The sequence below is a fragment of the Bradyrhizobium sp. USDA 4504 genome (genome assembly GCF_054063995.1).
In genome coordinates this window covers 2,340,982-2,356,983 of the sequence record NZ_JBSSGV010000001.1, presented here as the reverse complement: position 1 = coordinate 2,356,983, position 16,002 = coordinate 2,340,982, and the positions used below count along the sequence as shown (strand labels likewise).

17 protein-coding genes are annotated in these 16,002 nt (G+C 64.5%); 4 read left to right on the top strand and 13 right to left on the bottom strand.

The genetic code is table 11. The annotated features are described in order from the left end of the window. Positions 1-249: 249 nt before the first annotated feature. The 5 genes from ACVMB1_RS10510 to ACVMB1_RS10490 form a co-directional block, all read right to left on the bottom strand. On the bottom strand, positions 250-1,848 hold the full coding sequence (locus ACVMB1_RS10510; RefSeq protein WP_141342309.1) for a class I adenylate-forming enzyme family protein: 1,599 nt from the start codon (positions 1,846-1,848) through the stop codon (positions 250-252). A gap of 10 nt (positions 1,849-1,858) precedes the next feature. Further along, positions 1,859-2,680, bottom strand: a complete 822-nt coding sequence (gene panB, locus ACVMB1_RS10505; protein WP_018271260.1) for a 3-methyl-2-oxobutanoate hydroxymethyltransferase — start codon at positions 2,678-2,680, stop codon at positions 1,859-1,861. Between the two features lie 2 nt (positions 2,681-2,682). Further along, positions 2,683-3,267, bottom strand: coding sequence for an NnrU family protein (locus ACVMB1_RS10500; RefSeq protein WP_057019851.1), 585 nt, complete (start codon positions 3,265-3,267; stop codon positions 2,683-2,685). A gap of 193 nt (positions 3,268-3,460) precedes the next feature. Then, positions 3,461-4,072, bottom strand: a complete 612-nt coding sequence (locus tag ACVMB1_RS10495; protein WP_141342308.1) for a hypothetical protein — start codon at positions 4,070-4,072, stop codon at positions 3,461-3,463. A 99-nt stretch (positions 4,073-4,171) separates the two neighbouring features. Continuing rightward, entirely contained in the window at positions 4,172-4,858 is a 687-nt protein-coding gene (locus ACVMB1_RS10490) for a TetR/AcrR family transcriptional regulator (RefSeq protein WP_456848536.1), read from the bottom strand. Between the two features lie 79 nt (positions 4,859-4,937). Between ACVMB1_RS10490 and ACVMB1_RS10485 the strand changes: the two genes are divergently transcribed. Then, the gene (locus tag ACVMB1_RS10485) at positions 4,938-6,083 is read left to right on the top strand and encodes an FAD-dependent oxidoreductase (RefSeq protein ID WP_310884766.1); all 1,146 of its coding nucleotides are present in this window, start codon (positions 4,938-4,940) and stop codon (positions 6,081-6,083) included. A 63-nt stretch (positions 6,084-6,146) separates the two neighbouring features. Here ACVMB1_RS10485 and ACVMB1_RS10480 read toward each other — a convergent pair whose 3' ends face one another. Continuing rightward, positions 6,147-7,766: a peptide chain release factor 3 gene (locus ACVMB1_RS10480; protein WP_141342305.1), complete on the bottom strand. Its 1,620-nt coding sequence runs from the start codon at positions 7,764-7,766 to the stop codon at positions 6,147-6,149. A 153-nt stretch (positions 7,767-7,919) separates the two neighbouring features. Here ACVMB1_RS10480 and sugE point away from each other — a divergent pair, with 153 nt between their 5' ends. Then, the gene (sugE, locus tag ACVMB1_RS10475) at positions 7,920-8,234 is read left to right on the top strand and encodes a quaternary ammonium compound efflux SMR transporter SugE (RefSeq protein WP_141342304.1); all 315 of its coding nucleotides are present in this window, start codon (positions 7,920-7,922) and stop codon (positions 8,232-8,234) included. Between the two features lie 60 nt (positions 8,235-8,294). Here sugE and ACVMB1_RS10470 read toward each other — a convergent pair whose 3' ends face one another. The 7 genes from ACVMB1_RS10470 to ACVMB1_RS10440 all read right to left on the bottom strand — a co-directional run bounded on the left by ACVMB1_RS10470 (position 8,295) and on the right by ACVMB1_RS10440 (position 14,849). Next, positions 8,295-9,299, bottom strand: coding sequence for an inorganic phosphate transporter (locus ACVMB1_RS10470; RefSeq protein ID WP_141342303.1), 1,005 nt, complete (start codon positions 9,297-9,299; stop codon positions 8,295-8,297). A 100-nt stretch (positions 9,300-9,399) separates the two neighbouring features. Next, a complete protein-coding gene (locus ACVMB1_RS10465) occupies positions 9,400-10,044 on the bottom strand; it encodes a DUF47 domain-containing protein (RefSeq protein WP_057019846.1) in 645 nt (214 codons plus the stop codon). Between the two features lie 145 nt (positions 10,045-10,189). Beyond that, positions 10,190-11,158: a branched-chain amino acid ABC transporter permease gene (locus tag ACVMB1_RS10460; protein ID WP_057019845.1), complete on the bottom strand. Its 969-nt coding sequence runs from the start codon at positions 11,156-11,158 to the stop codon at positions 10,190-10,192. 1 nt (position 11,159) lies between these two features. Then, positions 11,160-12,023 carry a branched-chain amino acid ABC transporter permease gene (locus ACVMB1_RS10455; RefSeq protein WP_016839880.1) on the bottom strand — a complete coding sequence of 288 codons (864 nt, stop codon included), beginning with the start codon at positions 12,021-12,023 and terminating at the stop codon, positions 11,160-11,162. A gap of 64 nt (positions 12,024-12,087) precedes the next feature. Further along, positions 12,088-13,317 carry an ABC transporter substrate-binding protein gene (locus ACVMB1_RS10450; protein ID WP_141342302.1) on the bottom strand — a complete coding sequence of 410 codons (1,230 nt, stop codon included), beginning with the start codon at positions 13,315-13,317 and terminating at the stop codon, positions 12,088-12,090. A 40-nt stretch (positions 13,318-13,357) separates the two neighbouring features. Then, entirely contained in the window at positions 13,358-14,101 is a 744-nt protein-coding gene (locus ACVMB1_RS10445; protein WP_038383662.1) for an ABC transporter ATP-binding protein, read from the bottom strand. Then, on the bottom strand, positions 14,094-14,849 hold the full coding sequence (locus ACVMB1_RS10440; RefSeq protein WP_016839877.1) for an ABC transporter ATP-binding protein: 756 nt from the start codon (positions 14,847-14,849) through the stop codon (positions 14,094-14,096). Before ACVMB1_RS10440 ends, ACVMB1_RS10445 begins: the two co-directional genes overlap by 8 nt. Positions 14,850-15,188: 339 nt before the next feature. On the opposite strand from ACVMB1_RS10440, the gene ACVMB1_RS10435 reads away from it, so the two are divergent. Both ACVMB1_RS10435 and ACVMB1_RS10430 read left to right on the top strand, forming a co-directional pair. Continuing rightward, on the top strand, positions 15,189-15,350 hold the full coding sequence (locus tag ACVMB1_RS10435) for a hypothetical protein (RefSeq protein ID WP_159109470.1): 162 nt from the start codon (positions 15,189-15,191) through the stop codon (positions 15,348-15,350). 30 nt (positions 15,351-15,380) lie between these two features. Continuing rightward, a complete protein-coding gene (locus ACVMB1_RS10430) occupies positions 15,381-15,971 on the top strand; it encodes a hypothetical protein (protein WP_246786709.1) in 591 nt (196 codons plus the stop codon). Positions 15,972-16,002: the final 31 nt, after the last annotated feature.

The following is a 16,002-nucleotide window of genomic DNA, read 5'->3' as shown; positions in this document are numbered from 1 at the left end:
TCGGGACCGCTGCTATCGGTGGGGCCCAGCCCTACCCGATCCCCACATCGCGGCGGCGTTACCCTAATGGTGTGGCGGAGGCAAGGCAAAGCGAGGCGGATCAAAGCGTTAACGGGGGACGTTTGCGACTTGCCGCAACAGGCCCCCAGCCCGCGCTGCACGTGCCGACCTAAGAGCGAGCTTCGCTCGTCTCGACCCCCGCAAGCGGGAGAGGTCGACCGAATTCGCGGATGGTACGTCCACGCCTCGCTAGGTGCCTATCGCGGACAGGCTCTCCCTGATCTGGCGCTTGATCACCTTGCCGTTGGCGTTGCGCGGCAGCGGCTCTGATGTCAGCGCCATGGTCTCCGGCACCTTGTAGTCGGAGAGCCGCTCGGCGCACCAGGCGCGCAGGCTCTCCGCATTCACGTCCGTGCGGGTCACGATCACGGCGTGCACGCGCTCGCCGAGCACCGGGCACGGCTTGGCGATGATCGCGCTCTCGACCACGGCGGGATGGCCGGCCAGGACAGACTCGACCTCGGCGGAATAGATCTTCAGGCCGCCGCGATTGATCATGTCCTTCTGGCGATCGAACACGTGGACGAAGTTTGCCGCGTCGATCGAACCGAGATCGCCGGAATGCCAGAAGCCGGCGGTGAAACTCTCCACGGTCGCCTTCGGATTGTTCCAGTAGCCCTTGATGACCGAGGCGCTGCGGATCCAGAGCTCGCCGATCTCGCCGCGCGGCAGTTCGCGGCCGTCAGCGCCCATCACGATGATCTCGGCGCCGGGGCACGGCAGGCCGACGCTGTCGATATGGGCGGCGGTCAGTTCGCCCGGCATCAGCGTCGAGGGCGACGTGGTCTCGGTCGCGCCGTAGCAATTCGCAAGCTTCAGCCCGGGAATCTTGGCGTCGAGTTTTTCGATGGTCGCGACCGGCATCGGCGCGCCGCCGAAGCCGCCGATCCGCCAGCTCGACAGATCGTAGCTGTCGAAGTCCGGCTGCATCAGGCAGAGATTGTACATCGCCGGCACCATCACCGTGTAGCTGACGCGCTCGCGCGCCGCGACCTTCAGATATTCCGAGGCCTTGAACTCCGGCATGATGATCAGCGCGCCGGCGCAGCGTGCCATGGTGGTGATGTTGGCGACCGCGCCGGTAACATGCGCGAGCGGCACCGCGGCGATCGAGCGATCCGACTTGGTCAGCTTCAGGCACGACACGAACACCATCGAGGAGTGGATGATGTTGCAATGGGCGAGCATGGCGCCCTTCGGCCGGCCCGTGGTGCCCGAGGTGTAGAGGATCATCGCGGTGTCCTCTTCCCTCACCTGTGCCGGCGCCTGGGCCGCAGCGTTGTCGGCGAGACCAGCGAATTGCGATGCGCCGTCATCGCTGACCGAGATGCGATGCTTGAGGCCGGGAACGTCGGCCGCATCAGGGATGCGGTCGGCAAGCGTGGCCTCATGGACCAGCAGCGTCGCGCCGCAATCGTTCAGCACATAGGCGATCTCGGGCTTCTGCTGGCGCGTCGAGAGCAGCACCGTGACCAACCCGGCATGCGCGGCGGCGAACATCGTCAGCACGAACTCGATGCGGTTGCCGAGCAGGATCGCGACGCGGTCGCCGGGCGCAAGGCCGAGTCTTGCAAAGCCCGCCGCGACCTTGGCCGATTTCTCCGCGACCTCGCGCCAGCTCAGGCGCGTCGCGCCGCAGACCAGCGCCTCGCCGTCGCCGTTCTGCGCAACGGCGTCCGCGATCATCGCCCAAAGGCTGCCGGGCCGCTCCGGGAAAGCCGGCACGACGCGGTCGCCGAACCGCGGCTCGAGCCGCATCGGCGGAATTGCGTGCTGCGACCAGTCCATGCGCGCCCGGTCAGCTCTTCTTCATGCCGTAGACGTGCTCCGGCCCCGGGAAGGCGCGGCTCTTCACGTCGCGCGCATAGCCGGCGATCGCCTCCTCGATCATCGGCCCGAGATTGCCGTAGCGGCGCACGAATTTCGGCGCCCGCGGCGACAGGCCGAGCATGTCCTCCAGCACCAGCACCTGGCCGTCGCAGGCAGCGCTGGCGCCGATGCCGATGGTCGGCACGGCGATCGACTGCGTGATCTTGCGCGCCAGCGGCTCGGCGACCGCCTCGACCACGATCGAGAACGCGCCCGCCTCCGCGATCGCCCTGGCGTCGTTCTCGATCGGCGCCCAGTTCTCTTCCTCGCGGCCCTGCGCGCGGAACGAGCCAAGCGTGTTGATCGACTGCGGCGTCAGACCGATATGGCCCATCACCGGAATGCCGCGCTCGGACAGGAACGCCACCGTCTCCGCCATCCGCGCGCCGCCCTCGAGCTTGACCGCGCCGCACAGCGTCTCCTTCATGATCCGCACCGCGGATTGAAACGCCTGCTCCTTCGAACCCTCATAGGAGCCGAACGGCATGTCCACCACGACGAGCGCAGCTTGCGAGCCGCGCATCACCGCGCGGCCTTGCAGGATCATCATGTCGAGCGTGACCGGCACGGTGGTCTCGAAGCCATGCATGACGTTGCCGAGGGAATCGCCGACCAGGATGGCGTCGCAATGACGGTCGACCAGCGCCGCGGTGTGCGCATGATAGGACGTCAGCATCACGATCGGCTCGCCGTTCTTGCGGGCGCGCAGATCGGGCGCGGTCTTGCGCTTGATGGCGGATTGAACAGACATAGTCAGGCTCCCATGACAGGCACGCCGATCACGACCGGGTGGAACGCAAACGCCAGCGCCAGATAGACGATGACACCGACCGCGATCGCGATCAGGTCGTTGGTTGGGCCGCCCACCGGAATCGGCGGCGCGCCAGCATCCGTGCGGCGCTTCAGCGAGATGCGGTCATAGACCGCCCAGCCGAGAAACGAGCCGAACAGGATGATCGAGCCGAGGTCGCCGTTGGCGAGCAGATGCGCGAACGCCCACAGCTTCACGCCGGCGAGCATCGGATGCTTCAGCGTGGTGTAGATGCGGCCGCGGATATAGGAGGCGACGACGAGGATGACGGCGGGCAGCATCAGCGCGACCGTGATGTGCTTGAGCGCCGTCGGCGGGGTCCAGACGTCGATCCATCCGCTCGCGCGATAATGCGCAAAGCCCCAGATGATCAGCACGAGCCCGGCCGCGGAGGCGAGCGAATAGGCGATCTTGTAGCCGCCCTCGCCCATCGCCTTGATCAGGCCGGCGCGCATCTCGCGCAGGCTTGACAGCACATGGACGCCGAGGAACAGCACGAGACCCAGGATCATGACGAGCAGTCCCACGATGTTCCTCCCCTGATCGAACTAATGCCTTCGCGTATCACCTTCGCCGGGCGGGTGGCAATGCGTCACGCCACGACTCCGTCATTCCGGGATGGCCCGCAGGGCCGGACCCGGAATCTCGAGGTTGCCGGGCGCGCAAGCCAATCCCGGGATTCCGGGTTCGCGCTTGCAGCGCGCCCCGGAATGATGTGTCTCACGGCTTGCCGGCCGATTTGGCCAGCTCCCGGTTGTCGACATAGCGGATCATGATCGGCCGGCCGGCCAGCGCGCCGCCCAATCCGCCGGTGAATTTCAGCGGCAGGCAGGCATCCAGCGAGGCGTTGATCGCATTGAGGTAGGTGGTGCGGGTGTCGGCCGGGATGCCCCGCGTCGAAAACGTCAGGCGCGGCGCGCCGATCATCTCGCCCGATCGTTTGAAGCTGAATCGCACCGACATCTGCATGCCCGCGCGCGCGTCGTCCGGCGGTGGCGGCGCCCAGCAGGCGCGCAGCGCGGCGAACAGATCGCCGATGGTATTGAGATCATGATCCGGCTTGCGGTACTTCTCGGCCTGATCCTGCGGTGGCACGGTCAGGATCGTGAGCTGGAGATTTTCGCCGTACGGATAATCCATCTCGGGCAGGCATGGCCCGTGGTTGAACACGCTGCAATAGGACGGGATGCAAGGCCCTTCGTCGAGCACGCTGCAAGGCGTGTGTGCGAAGGGCGCCGGGTTGATTTGTTGCCGCTGCTGCGCAGAGGCCGCGCTCGCGAGCGCAAAGGCCGGCACGGCAAAAGCGAGGCAGATGGCGACGCGTCGGAGCATGCAGGCGGACCCGGATTGCACTCCGGAGAAAATGGGTCCGCGGCCGGACCGCATCAAGCGGGGCGGCGTTCAATTCCTTGCGCTTGTCAATACTAAAACCTAGGTTCGGCCGGTTCGTGTCCCCTTGATACCGGCGAGGATGAGATCGATGCCGGCGAGATAGTCGACACGGTCGTCGTGGTCCCGCATCGCGCCGGCCACGCTGCGTGCAAACGGGTAGTCGCTTGCGTCGAGCGCGGACCAGTCGGTCGCCACCGCATCCAGGAAGCTCGATCGGTCCAGGCCATGCGTCCGCGCGAACTGCGCGTTGGCTGCGTTCTGGCCACCGACGCCAAGGATGTAGTTCAGCAGGACCGAGACGATCGTCCACTGCGTGTCGGCAGCCACGCCAAGCGCGCGAACCTGCTGGCCGATGCATTCCAGAACGCGCAGGGTCGGCAACTGCCCGGCAGCACGGATCAGCGCTGTCCCGACCCACGCATGCGCCTCCATTGCGTCGAACATGCCGAGCGCAAGGGCGCGAATGGTGGCCTTCGGCGATCCGCCGACCACGTGCTCATCGACCATGCGCGCGACAATGGCATCGCAGGCGGCGACCAGCAGATCACTCTTGTTGGCGATATGCCAGTAGATCGCGCCGGGACCGGTCGCGAGCCGTTCGGACAGGGCACGGAACGTCAGACCGTCCTCGCCGCTTTCGTCCAGGAGTTCGATCGAAGCCTCGATGATGCGATCCCGCGAGAGCGAGTCCTCGCGTCGCTGGCTGCTGCGCGCCTTCTTGACCATGCCGAACCTTGACACGTCTGGAACGGCATTCCAAGTATTGGAACGACGTTCCATAACTCTCAGCCCGGAAGGACTCCGCATGAAATCTCCCGTCACGATCGTCGGTGCCGGCCTCGGCGGCCTGACGCTTGCCCGCGTCCTCCATGTCCACGGGATCGCAGCGATCGTCTACGAAGCGGAAGCCTCCGCAGAGGCACGAACGCAGGGCGGCATGCTCGATATCCATGAGCACAACGGCCAACGCGCGCTGAAGGCCGCAGGCCTCTTTGAGGAGTTCCGCGAGCTGATCCACCCCGGCGGCCAGGAAACCCGCGCGCTCGATACCCAAGGCAATGTCCTGCTGCATCATCCGGATGACGGCACGGGCGGGCGCCCCGAGGTACCCCGAGGCGAGCTACGTCGGATCCTGCTCAACTCGCTGCCCGAGGGCACGGTGCATTGGGGATCTAAGGTCACCGCGGCCACTCCGCTCGGCGGTCGAAGGCACCTATTGAGCTTTGCCGACGGCATGACGGTGACGACTGAGCTTCTGGTCGGCGCCGACGGTGCCTGGTCGCGCGTGCGATCGCTTCTCTCCGCACACAAGCCGACTTATGTCGGCACTTCGTTCATCGAGACATATCTGTTCGACGCCGATGTCCGTCACCGAGCGAGCGCGGAAGCGGTTGGCGGCGGCGCGATGTTCGCGCTGGCGCCGGGAAAGGGCATCGCCGCGCATCGTGAGCCGAACGGCGTGCTGCACACCTATGTGGCGCTGACCAAGCCTGAGGAATGGTTTGCCAACCTCGACTTCTCCAACCCTGCGAGCGCCCTCGCCCGCGTCGCCGAGGAATTCGATGGCTGGGCCCGGGCGCTGACCGCGCTGATCACCGATGGCGAGACGGCGCCGGTGCTGCGCCTCATCCATGCGCTTCCGGTCGCACATCAATGGGACCACGTGCCCGGCGTCACGCTGCTCGGCGATGCAGCGCATCTGATGGTTCCATCGGGTGAAGGCGCCAATCTCGCAATGTACGACGGTGCCGAACTCGGCGCGGCGATCGCTGCCAACCCAGGTGACGTCGAGGCCGCGCTCGCCGCCTATGAAGAGGACCTGTTTCCCCGCAGCGCGTCCGAAGCGGCTGATGCGGAGGAGCTCCTCGAGTTGTGCTACGGCGCCAACGCACCGCAGAGCCTCATCGACTTTTTCGGCAGTCACCTCCCCGCCGAGAACCGTAGCGAGTAACGGAGAAGCCGCGGCGTACCGGGTCCCCCGCCTTCCCGGGGGACGACACCGGAGCGAGCGCCACTACGCCTTCTTCTTCACGTCCTTGACGTTGGAGAAGGTGATGCCCTCGGCGCGCTCGCGGGTGTAGCCAAGATAGAACTCGTTCTTGGCCATGAACACGGGATCGCCGTCGACGTCGTCGGCGATGCCGGAATTGTTGGCGGAGATGAAGGCGTCAAGCTGCTTGCGGTCGTCGGACGAGATCCAGCGCGCCAGCGAAAATTCGCTGATCTCGAACTCGACCGGCAGCGAATATTCCGCATCGAGCCGCGCCTTCAACACATCGAGCTGCAGCGGGCCGACCACGCCGACCAGGGCGGGCGCGCCGTCGCGCGGGCGGAACACCTGCACGACGCCCTCCTCCGACATCTGCTGCAAGGCTTCCTTCAGCTTCTTCGCCTTCATCGCGTCGATCAGCCGGACGCGGCGGACGATTTCCGGCGCGAAGCTCGGTACGCCGACGAAGGTCAGATCCTCGCCCTCGGTCAGGGTGTCGCCTATCCTGAGCGTGCCGTGGTTGGGAATGCCGACGACGTCACCGGCAAAGGCCTCGTCGGCGACCGAGCGGTCCTGCGCGAAAAAGAACTGCGGGCTCGACAGGCTCATGTTTTTGCCGGTGCGTACCAGCTTGGCCTTCATGCCGCGGCTGAGCTTGCCCGAGCACAGCCGGGCGAAGGCGATGCGGTCACGGTGGTTCGGATCCATGTTGGCCTGGATCTTGAACACGAATGCGCTCATGCGCGGCTCCGATGCCTCGACCTTGCGCAAATCCGAGTCCTGCGCGCGCGGCGCCGGCGCGAACTTGCCGAGGCCTTCGAGCAAATCGCCGACGCCGAAATTGCGCAGCGCGCTGCCGAAATAGACCGGCGTCAGGTGGCCCTCGCGGAACGCCGCGAGCTCGAACGGCTTGCAGGCTTCCGAGGCCAGCGCGAGCTCGTCCTTGACCTCGGCGACGTCGAGATTGGGATTGCGCTTGCCGAGATCGGCGATGTCGATCTGCTCGGTGGCGCCGGTCTTGGCGCCGCCGCCCTCGAGTAGCCGCACGCCGCCATTGACGACGTCATAGGTGCCGAGGAAGTCGCGGCCACGGCCGACCGGCCAGGTCATCGGCGTCGTGTCGAGCGCCAGCGTCTTCTCGATCTCGTCCAGAAGCTCGAACGTGTCGCGGCTCTCGCGGTCCATCTTGTTAATGAAGGTGATGATCGGGATGTCACGCAGCCGGCACACCTCGAACAGCTTTCGCGTGCGCGCCTCGATGCCTTTCGCCGCGTCGATCACCATCACAGCGGAATCGACCGCGGTCAGCGTGCGATAGGTATCTTCCGAAAAGTCCTCGTGGCCCGGCGTGTCCAAGAGGTTGAACACGAGGTCGTTGAACTCGAAGGTCATCACCGAGGTGACGACCGAGATGCCGCGCTCGCGCTCGATCTTCATCCAGTCCGAGCGCGTGTTGCGCCGCTCGCCCTTGGCCTTGACCTGGCCCGCGAGATTGATGGCGCCCCCGAACAGCAGCAGCTTTTCCGTCAGCGTGGTCTTGCCGGCGTCCGGGTGCGAGATGATCGCGAAGGTACGCCGTCGCGCCACTTCCTCTGAAAGCGGCGAGCGGGACGGCGATTCGGCTGAAACTGAAATGTCGGACATGGCGGGGCATTTGGCAGGGAAAACGGGCGCAATCAAGGGCGTTTTGTCGCAATGCGGAACGCCCGCACCATCCCCATATGGGCACCGGAAGGACGACCTTCTCCTCACCATACCATTCGCGGGGACGACCCTGCCTTATCTGGAGGGTTCGTGATGGCTTGGACCATTCTGTTCACCGCTGGCCTGCTCGAGATCGGCTGGGCGATCGGGCTGAAATATACCGAAGGTTTCGCGCGGCTGGTGCCGTCGGTGCTGACGCTGGCGGCGATGGCCGGCAGCGTGATCCTGCTCGGCCTCGCGCTCAAGACGCTGCCGATTGGAACCGCCTATGCGGTCTGGACCGGGATCGGCGCGGTCGGCACCGCGGCGCTCGGCATCATCCTGCTCGGCGAACCCGCGACCGCGATGCGGCTTGCCAGCATCGGACTGATCGTTGCCGGCATCGTCGGGCTGAAGCTGGTCGGCTGATTACTCCTTTTTGGGACGCGTTTTCTTAACGCGAACCGGCTTCCACTTCGCTCGAAAACGCTACTTCAGAATCTGCACCGCCCAATAGCTCGCGGCTGCGACCGCGGCCGACGCCGGGATCGTGATCACCCAGGCGTAGACGATCGAGCTCGCCACATTCCAGCGCACGGCGGAAAGCCGCCGTGCGGCGCCGACGCCGACGATGGCGCCCGTGATGGTGTGCGTGGTCGATACGGGAACCCCGAGATAGGTCGCCATGAACAGCGTCACGGCGCCGCCGGTTTCGGCGCAGAAACCCTGCATCGGCGTCAGCTTGGTGATCCGCAGCCCCATGGTGCGGACGATCCGCCAGCCGCCCATCAGGGTACCCAGCGCCATCGCGCCCTGGCAGGCCAGCACCACCCAGAACGGAATTTCGAAGGTGTCGCCGAGATGGCCCTGCGAATAGAGCAGCACGGCGATGATGCCCATGGTCTTTTGCGCGTCGTTGCCGCCATGGCCGAGCGAATAGAGCGACGCCGAGGCGAATTGCAGGATGCGGAATGCGCGATCGACCGCGAACGGCGTCGAGCGCACCGAGAGCCAGGACACGATCGCGACCAGCACCAGCGCCAGCAGGAAGCCGACCAGCGGCGACAGCACGATCGCGAGCAAGGTCTTGGAGAGCCCGCTCCACACCGCCGCCGAAATCCCCGCCTTCGCCATGCCGGCGCCGACCAGGCCGCCGATCAGCGCGTGCGAGCTCGACGACGGAATGCCCAGCGCCCAGGTGATCACGTTCCAGACGATCGCGCCGACCAATGCTGCGAAGATCACGGTCGCATCCACCACCGACGGCTCGATGATCCCGGTGCCGATCGTGTTGGCAACGTGCAGGCCGAACACGAGGAACGCGACGAAGTTGAAGAACGCCGCCCAGACCACCGCATATTGCGGCCGCAGCACGCGGGTCGAGACGATGGTCGCGATCGAGTTCGCGGCATCGTGCAGGCCGTTCAGGAAGTCGAACAGCAGCGCGACCGCGATCAGGATGGTCAGAATCGGAAGACCCAGCGTGGCGTCCACGTGATGGCCCTGCCCTATTGTGCTTTGTTGAGCATGATCGCCGCGCAAACGCTTCGTGTTTGTCGCAGGGAAAACCGCATCACACTTTTCCGGATCATGCTCAGACTTGCTCGATCACGATCGAGTTGATCTCGTTCGCCACGTCGTCGAAACGGTCGGCCACTTTCTCGAGATGGTCGTAGATCTCCGCGCCGACGATGTAGTCCATCGTGTTGGCGTCGCGGTGCTTCAGGAACAGCTCCTTGAGCCCGATATCCTGGAGATCGTCGACCCGGCCCTCGAGCTTGGTCAGTTCCTCGGTGATCTGGGTCAGCATCGAGACGTTGTGGCCGATCGACTGCAACAGGGGCAGCGCGCGGCCGACCAGATTGGCGCATTCGACGATCAGGCCGCCCATCTCGCGCATCGGCGGCTCGAACTCGCGCACCTCGAACAGCATGACCGCCTTTGCGGTCGCCTGCATCTGGTCGACCGCGTCGTCCATCGAGGTGATCAGGTTCTTGATATCGCCACGATCGAACGGGGTGATGAAGGTGCGGCGAACCGCGGTCAGGACCTCGCGGGTGACGCTATCGGCGTCGTTCTCGAACTGATTGACGCGCTGGCAAAAGACCGGAGTCTCCTCCCCGCCCTTCAGCATGTCCTGCAACGCCAATGCGCATTGCACGGAGGTCCGGGCGTGTCGGGCGAACAGGTCGAAAAACCGCTCTTCCTTGGGCAGGAAGGCGCGAAACCAGCGCAGCATGTCTCAGTTCCATCATTCCGGGACAGCCCTTTTAGCGACTGTCACAGAACTGTCATAGAGCATCTGGCGGGGAAAGCATCGGGGTCGACCGCCCGAGCGGGCGGTCGTCCACCGCTATGTCGGCCGAAAGTCGCCGGGACCTGCCCTACAGCGACCGCCGCAACAAATGGGCCAGCTCACCGACCAGGCCACGCCGGAACAGCAGCACGCAGGCCACGAAGATCACGCCCTGGATCACCGTCACCCACTGGCCGAAACCGGCGAGATATTGCTGCATGGCGATGATCACGAAGGCGCCGACCACCGGGCCGAAGATGGTGCCGAGACCGCCGACCAGCGTCATGAGCACGATTTCACCGGACATCGACCAGTGCACGTCGGTGAGCGAGGCATTCTGCGCCACGAACACCTTCAGCGAGCCGGCAAAGCCCGCCAGCGTGCCCGACAGGATGAAGGCGAGCAGCTTGTACTGGTCGGTCTTGTAGCCAAGCGAAATCGCCCGCGGCTCGTTTTCGCGGATCGACTTCAGCACCTCGCCGAACGGCGAGTTGATGGTGCGGTAGATCAGCAGGAACCCGGCGAGGAAGCCGACCAGCACGACATAGTAAAGCACCAGCGGCTTCGAGAGATCGAAGATGCCGAGCAGGTGGCCTTGCGGAATGCCCTGGATGCCGTCTTCACCATGGGTGAACGGCGCCTGCAAATAGAGGAAGTAAAGCAGCTGCGACAGCGCCAGCGTGATCATCGAGAAATAGATGCCCTGCCGCTTGATCGAGATGTAGCCGGTGACCAGGCCGAGCAAGGCCGCGGCCGCGGTGCCGACCAGGATGCCGAGCTCCGGCGTCAGCCCCCACACCTTCAGCGCGTGGGCCGAGACGTAGCCGGCGGTGCCGAGGAACATCGCGTGGCCGAACGACAGCAGGCCGCCATAGCCGATCAGGAGGTTGAAGGCGCAGGCGAGCAGCGCGAAGCACAGCGCCTGCATGACGAAGAACGGATAGATCCCCGTCCACGGCACGATCGCCAGCAGCAGCGCCATCGCGGCGAATACGATCATCTCGTCGCGCATCGCGCGCGGCGTGATCGGAAGTGTATCGTCGGTCAATGCTGACATATCAAGCCGCCCGTCCCGTCAGTCCCGTTGGCTTCACCAGCAACACCACCACCATCAGGACAAACACCACGGTGTTGGAGGCCTCGGGATAAAAATACTTGGTCAGTCCCTCGATCACGCCTAGCGCGAAGCCGGTGATGATCGAGCCCATGATCGAGCCCATGCCGCCGATCACGACCACCGCGAACACCACAATGATGAGATCGGCGCCCATCAGCGGACGGACCTGGTTGATCGGCGCCGACAGCACGCCGGCAAGCGCGGCAAGACCGACGCCGAGCCCGTAGGTCAGCGTGATCATGCGCGGCACGTTGATGCCGAACGCGCGCACCAGCGTCGGGTTCTCGGTCGCGGCGCGCAGGTAGGCGCCGAGCTGCGTCTTCTCGATCAGGAACCAGGTCGCAAGGCACACCACGAGCGAGAAGATGACGACCCAGCCACGATAGATCGGCAGGAACATGAAGCCGAGATTGACGCCGCCCTTGAGCTGATCGGGGATCGAGTAAGGCAGGCCCGAGGAGCCGAAATAGTTCTGGAACACGCCCTGCACGATCAGCGCGATGCCGAAGGTCAGCAGCAATCCGTAGAGATGATCGAGGCCGGTCAGCCATTGCAGCATCGTCCGCTCGAGGATCATGCCGAAGATGCCGACCACGACGGGTGCGATGATCAGCGCCCACCAGTAATTGATGCCGCCCAGGTTGAGCAGGAAATACGCCACGAAGGCGCCCATCATGTAGAGCGCGCCATGCGCGAAATTGATGATGTTGAGCATGCCGAAGATGACGGCGAGCCCCAGACTGAGCAGCGCGTAGAACGAGCCGTTGATCAGTCCCACCAGAAGCTGTGCGTAGAGAGCCTGCATCGAATGAGCTTTCGCTAGATAGATGAAGCCCGCCGGCCACGCGCATGGCCGGCGGGCATGATCGTCACTTCTTCAGAAGCGCGCAGGCGCTCTTGTCGAGCGGCGTGAAGGCCTGGTTGCCCGGCACGGTGCCGACCAGCTTGTAGAAGTCCCACGGTCCCTTGGACTCCGAAGGCTTCTTCACTTCGAACAGGTAGGCGTCGTGGGTGACGCGGCCGTTGGGCTCGACCTCGCCCTTGCCGAACAGCGGATCGTCGGTCGGGATCGTCTTCATCTTCGCGACCACCTTGGCGCCGTCATGCGGATTGCCGCCGAGCGCTTCCAGCGCCTTGAAGTAATGCATGAGGCCCGCATAGACGCCGGCCTGCACCATGGTCGGCGGCGCGCTGTTCTTCATCCGCTCCGAGAAGCGCTTGGAGAAGGCGCGGGTCTTGTCGTTGAGGTCCCAGTAGAACGTCTCGGTGAAGTTGAGGCCCTGCGCAGTCTCGAGCCCGATCGCCTTGACGTCGGTGAGGAACAGCAGCAGCGCCGCGAGCTTCTGGCCGCCCTTGACGATGCCGAACTCGGCCGCCTGCTTGATCGAGTTGGTGGTGTCGCCGCCGGCATTGGCGAGACCGATGATCTTGGCCTTGGAGGCCTGCGCCTGCAGCAGGAAGGAGGAGAAGTCAGCGGTGTTGAGCGGATGCTTGACGCCGCCGACCACCTTGCCGCCATTGGCGGTGACGACGGATGTGGTGTCGCGCTCGAGCGCGGCGCCGAACGCGTAATCCGCGGTGAGGAAGAACCAGGTGTCCCCGCCCGCCTTCACCAGCGCCTGGCCGGTGGCGTGGGCGAGCATGTAGGTGTCGTAGGTCCAGTGCACGGTATTCGGCGAGCACTGCGCGTTGGTGAGATCCGAGGTGGCGGCGCCCGAATTGATGTAGACGCCGTTCTTTTCCTTCACGACGTTGTTGACCGCGAGCGCGACGCCGGAATTCGGCACGTCGACGATGGTGTCGACCTTGTCGACGTCGAACCACTGGCGGGCGATGGTGGTGCCGATATCGGGCTTGTTCTGGTGATCGCCGGAGATCAGGTCGATGGTCCAGCCCTTGGCCTTGAGGCCGGAGTCCTCGATCGCCATCTGCGCCGCCAGCGTCGAGCCGGGGCCGGCGAGATCCGCGTAGAGGCCGGACTGGTCCGACAGCGCGCCGATCTTGACCGTCTTGTCGAGCTTTTCCTGGGCGGAGGCGACGCTTGCGGCGGACAGCACCATCGCGGTGCCGAGCAAGAGCGCCGAAATCTTGTTCTTCATGTCGTATTCCCTCGTCCTAAATTTTCTGGTTCTGGCGATATCAGACGCCGAGATAGGTATGGAGCTTGTCCATGTTGGCCGACAGCTCCGAATTCGCGAAGCCGTCGATCACCTTGCCGTGCTCGACAATGTAATAGCGGTCCGCAACGGTCGAGGCGAAACGGAAATTCTGCTCGACCAACAGGATCGTGAATCCCTGCGACTTCAGGCGCGCAATGGTGTGCCCGATCTGCTGGATGATGACCGGCGCCAACCCTTCGGTCGGCTCGTCCAGCATCAGGAAGCGCGCGCCGGTGCGCAGGATGCGCGCAATCGCCAGCATCTGCTGCTCGCCGCCCGAGAGCTTGGTGCCCTGGCTGGTGAGGCGCTCCTTCAGGTTGGGAAACAGCGTGAAGATCTGGTCGAGCGGCAGGCCGCCCGGCCGCACCACCGGCGGCAGCAGCAGGTTCTCGCGCACGTCGAGGCTGGCGAAAATGCCGCGCTCCTCGGGACAGAATGCGATGCCGAGCCGCGCGATCCTGTCCGAGGTAGCGCGGATGATTTCCTGATTGTCGAAGCGGATCGAGCCGGAGCGCTTGTTGATGACGCCCATCACCGACTTCAACGTGGTGGTCTTGCCGGCGCCGTTGCGGCCGAGCAGCGTCACCACCTCGCCGGCCTTCACGTTGAAATTGATGCCGTGAAGGATGTGGGATTCGCCGTACCAGGCCTGCAGATCCTTGACCGTCAGCACGTCGGCGCCGGCCGCAGCGACGGGCTTCTCCGCCAGTTTTGCCTCAGCCATGACCCGCTCCCAGATAGGCTTCCTTCACGCGCTCGTCCTTGGAGAGGTCGGCGTAGTTGCCCTCCGCCAGCACCTGCCCGCGCGTCAGCACGGTGATGATGTCGGAGAGGTTGGCCACCACCGAGAGGTTATGTTCGACCATCAGGATGGTGTATTTCGCGGAGATCCGCTTGATCAGCGCCGCGATCTTGTCGATGTCCTCGTGGCCCATGCCGGCCATCGGCTCGTCGAGCAGCATCATCTCGGGGTCGAGCGCGAGCGTCGTTGCAATTTCAAGTGCGCGCTTGCGGCCGTACGGCATCTCGACCGCCGGCGTATTGGCGAATTCGCTCAAGCCGACGTCGTTCAGGAGCTCGTGGGCGCGCGGATTGAAGCGGTCGAGCACGCTTTTCGAGCGCCAGAAATCGAACGACGAACCGTGCTGCCGCTGCAGCGCCACGCGAACGTTCTCGAGCGCGGTCAGATGCGGAAATACCGCCGAAATCTGAAACGAACGGACCAGCCCGAGGCGCGCCACGTCGGCCGGCGGCATCGCGGTGATGTCGTGGCCCTTGTAGCGAATCTGGCCTGCCGACGGCTTCAGGAATTTGGTCAGCAGATTGAAACAGGTCGTCTTGCCGGCGCCGTTCGGCCCGATCAACGCATGGATACTGCCCCGACGCACTTTCAACGCGACGTCGCGAACGGCGAAGAAACCCGCGAATTCCTTGGTCAATCCGCTGGTTTCGAGGATGAACTCATCGGCCAAATAGATTCCCCCATACGCCATCGCTGCGAAGCCCCTCGCCCGCGTGGCCAGCTTTTTTCGTGTCCGACAGGCGTCCGATCCGTCTTGGAAACCGTCCGGGGCCCGTCGCCTCCGGGCCGGAATATGCCGTCATCTGCGGCAGTTACGCAAGGTGGAAAGCTGTGCAGTGCGGCATCAGCGTGACCGGTTCCGGTTGATCCTTAGTCGAATGGCATTTCCGTGCGCTTTGCGCCTCGGGAAAGCGGTCGTTAACGGTGTTTTGCTCCGGACTCCCACTTTCATAGAATATTTGCGCCTCTCGCCGAAGCTCCGGCCATTGCATGATGAACGGCTAGAGCCTTGCATTTCAAGCGCGCCAATTCTTCGGTCGTCAAATCGATCCCGCAACGTGATTTCCTCGGCACGTGGCTGCGACTTTATGCCCGCAGCCAAACCATCCCGCAGATCGATGAACTTGTCCCTGGCCGCATCCCGTCCGGGGATGTGCCTGAATTCGGCTAGCCGATGCAATTCCGAAGCGCCGATCCATCGATGGTCAAATCGATCACGCAGCGGGTGCTGCTGAACGCCTGGCTGCGCGGGCTGCGCCTGCCGGACGCGCTTCCTCTGTTGTGCGACTTCCATACCGAGGGCACCGCCGACGAGCGCGCCGACATGATGAGCTTTGACGTGGTCGGCAGTGGCGAGGCGGCACGTTTCCTGATTACGCAGGAAGGCGCAAGGCTGACGACGGCCTATGGCAACGAGCACATCGAGCCGCCGCTGCGCACCAACCGCTTTCTTGACGATGCGATCGGACCCGAGCGCTACGCAGGAGTGATCCTGTCATATCGTGCTTGCCTCGCGCTCAAGCGTCCAACCTATACGGTTGCGGAGGTCACGGACGCCGACGGCAAGGACGTGTCCTATGAGCGGCTGCTGCTGCCGTTCGGACGCGGCGACACCGTCGAGCACATCATCGGCTCCTACAAGGCGATCAGCATCGAAGGCGGCTTTCGGCTGCACAATCTGATGGGCGTGAAGGCGAAGTCGGTCCCGGTCGTCACCATCAGGGCGGTGATCGACCGCAGGTCCGTGCCCGCGGATCGTCCGGCAAGTCAGGATTCAGTCGAGCTGATCTAGACTCGTCACTTCTCGCGAAGCGGTCGCGGCA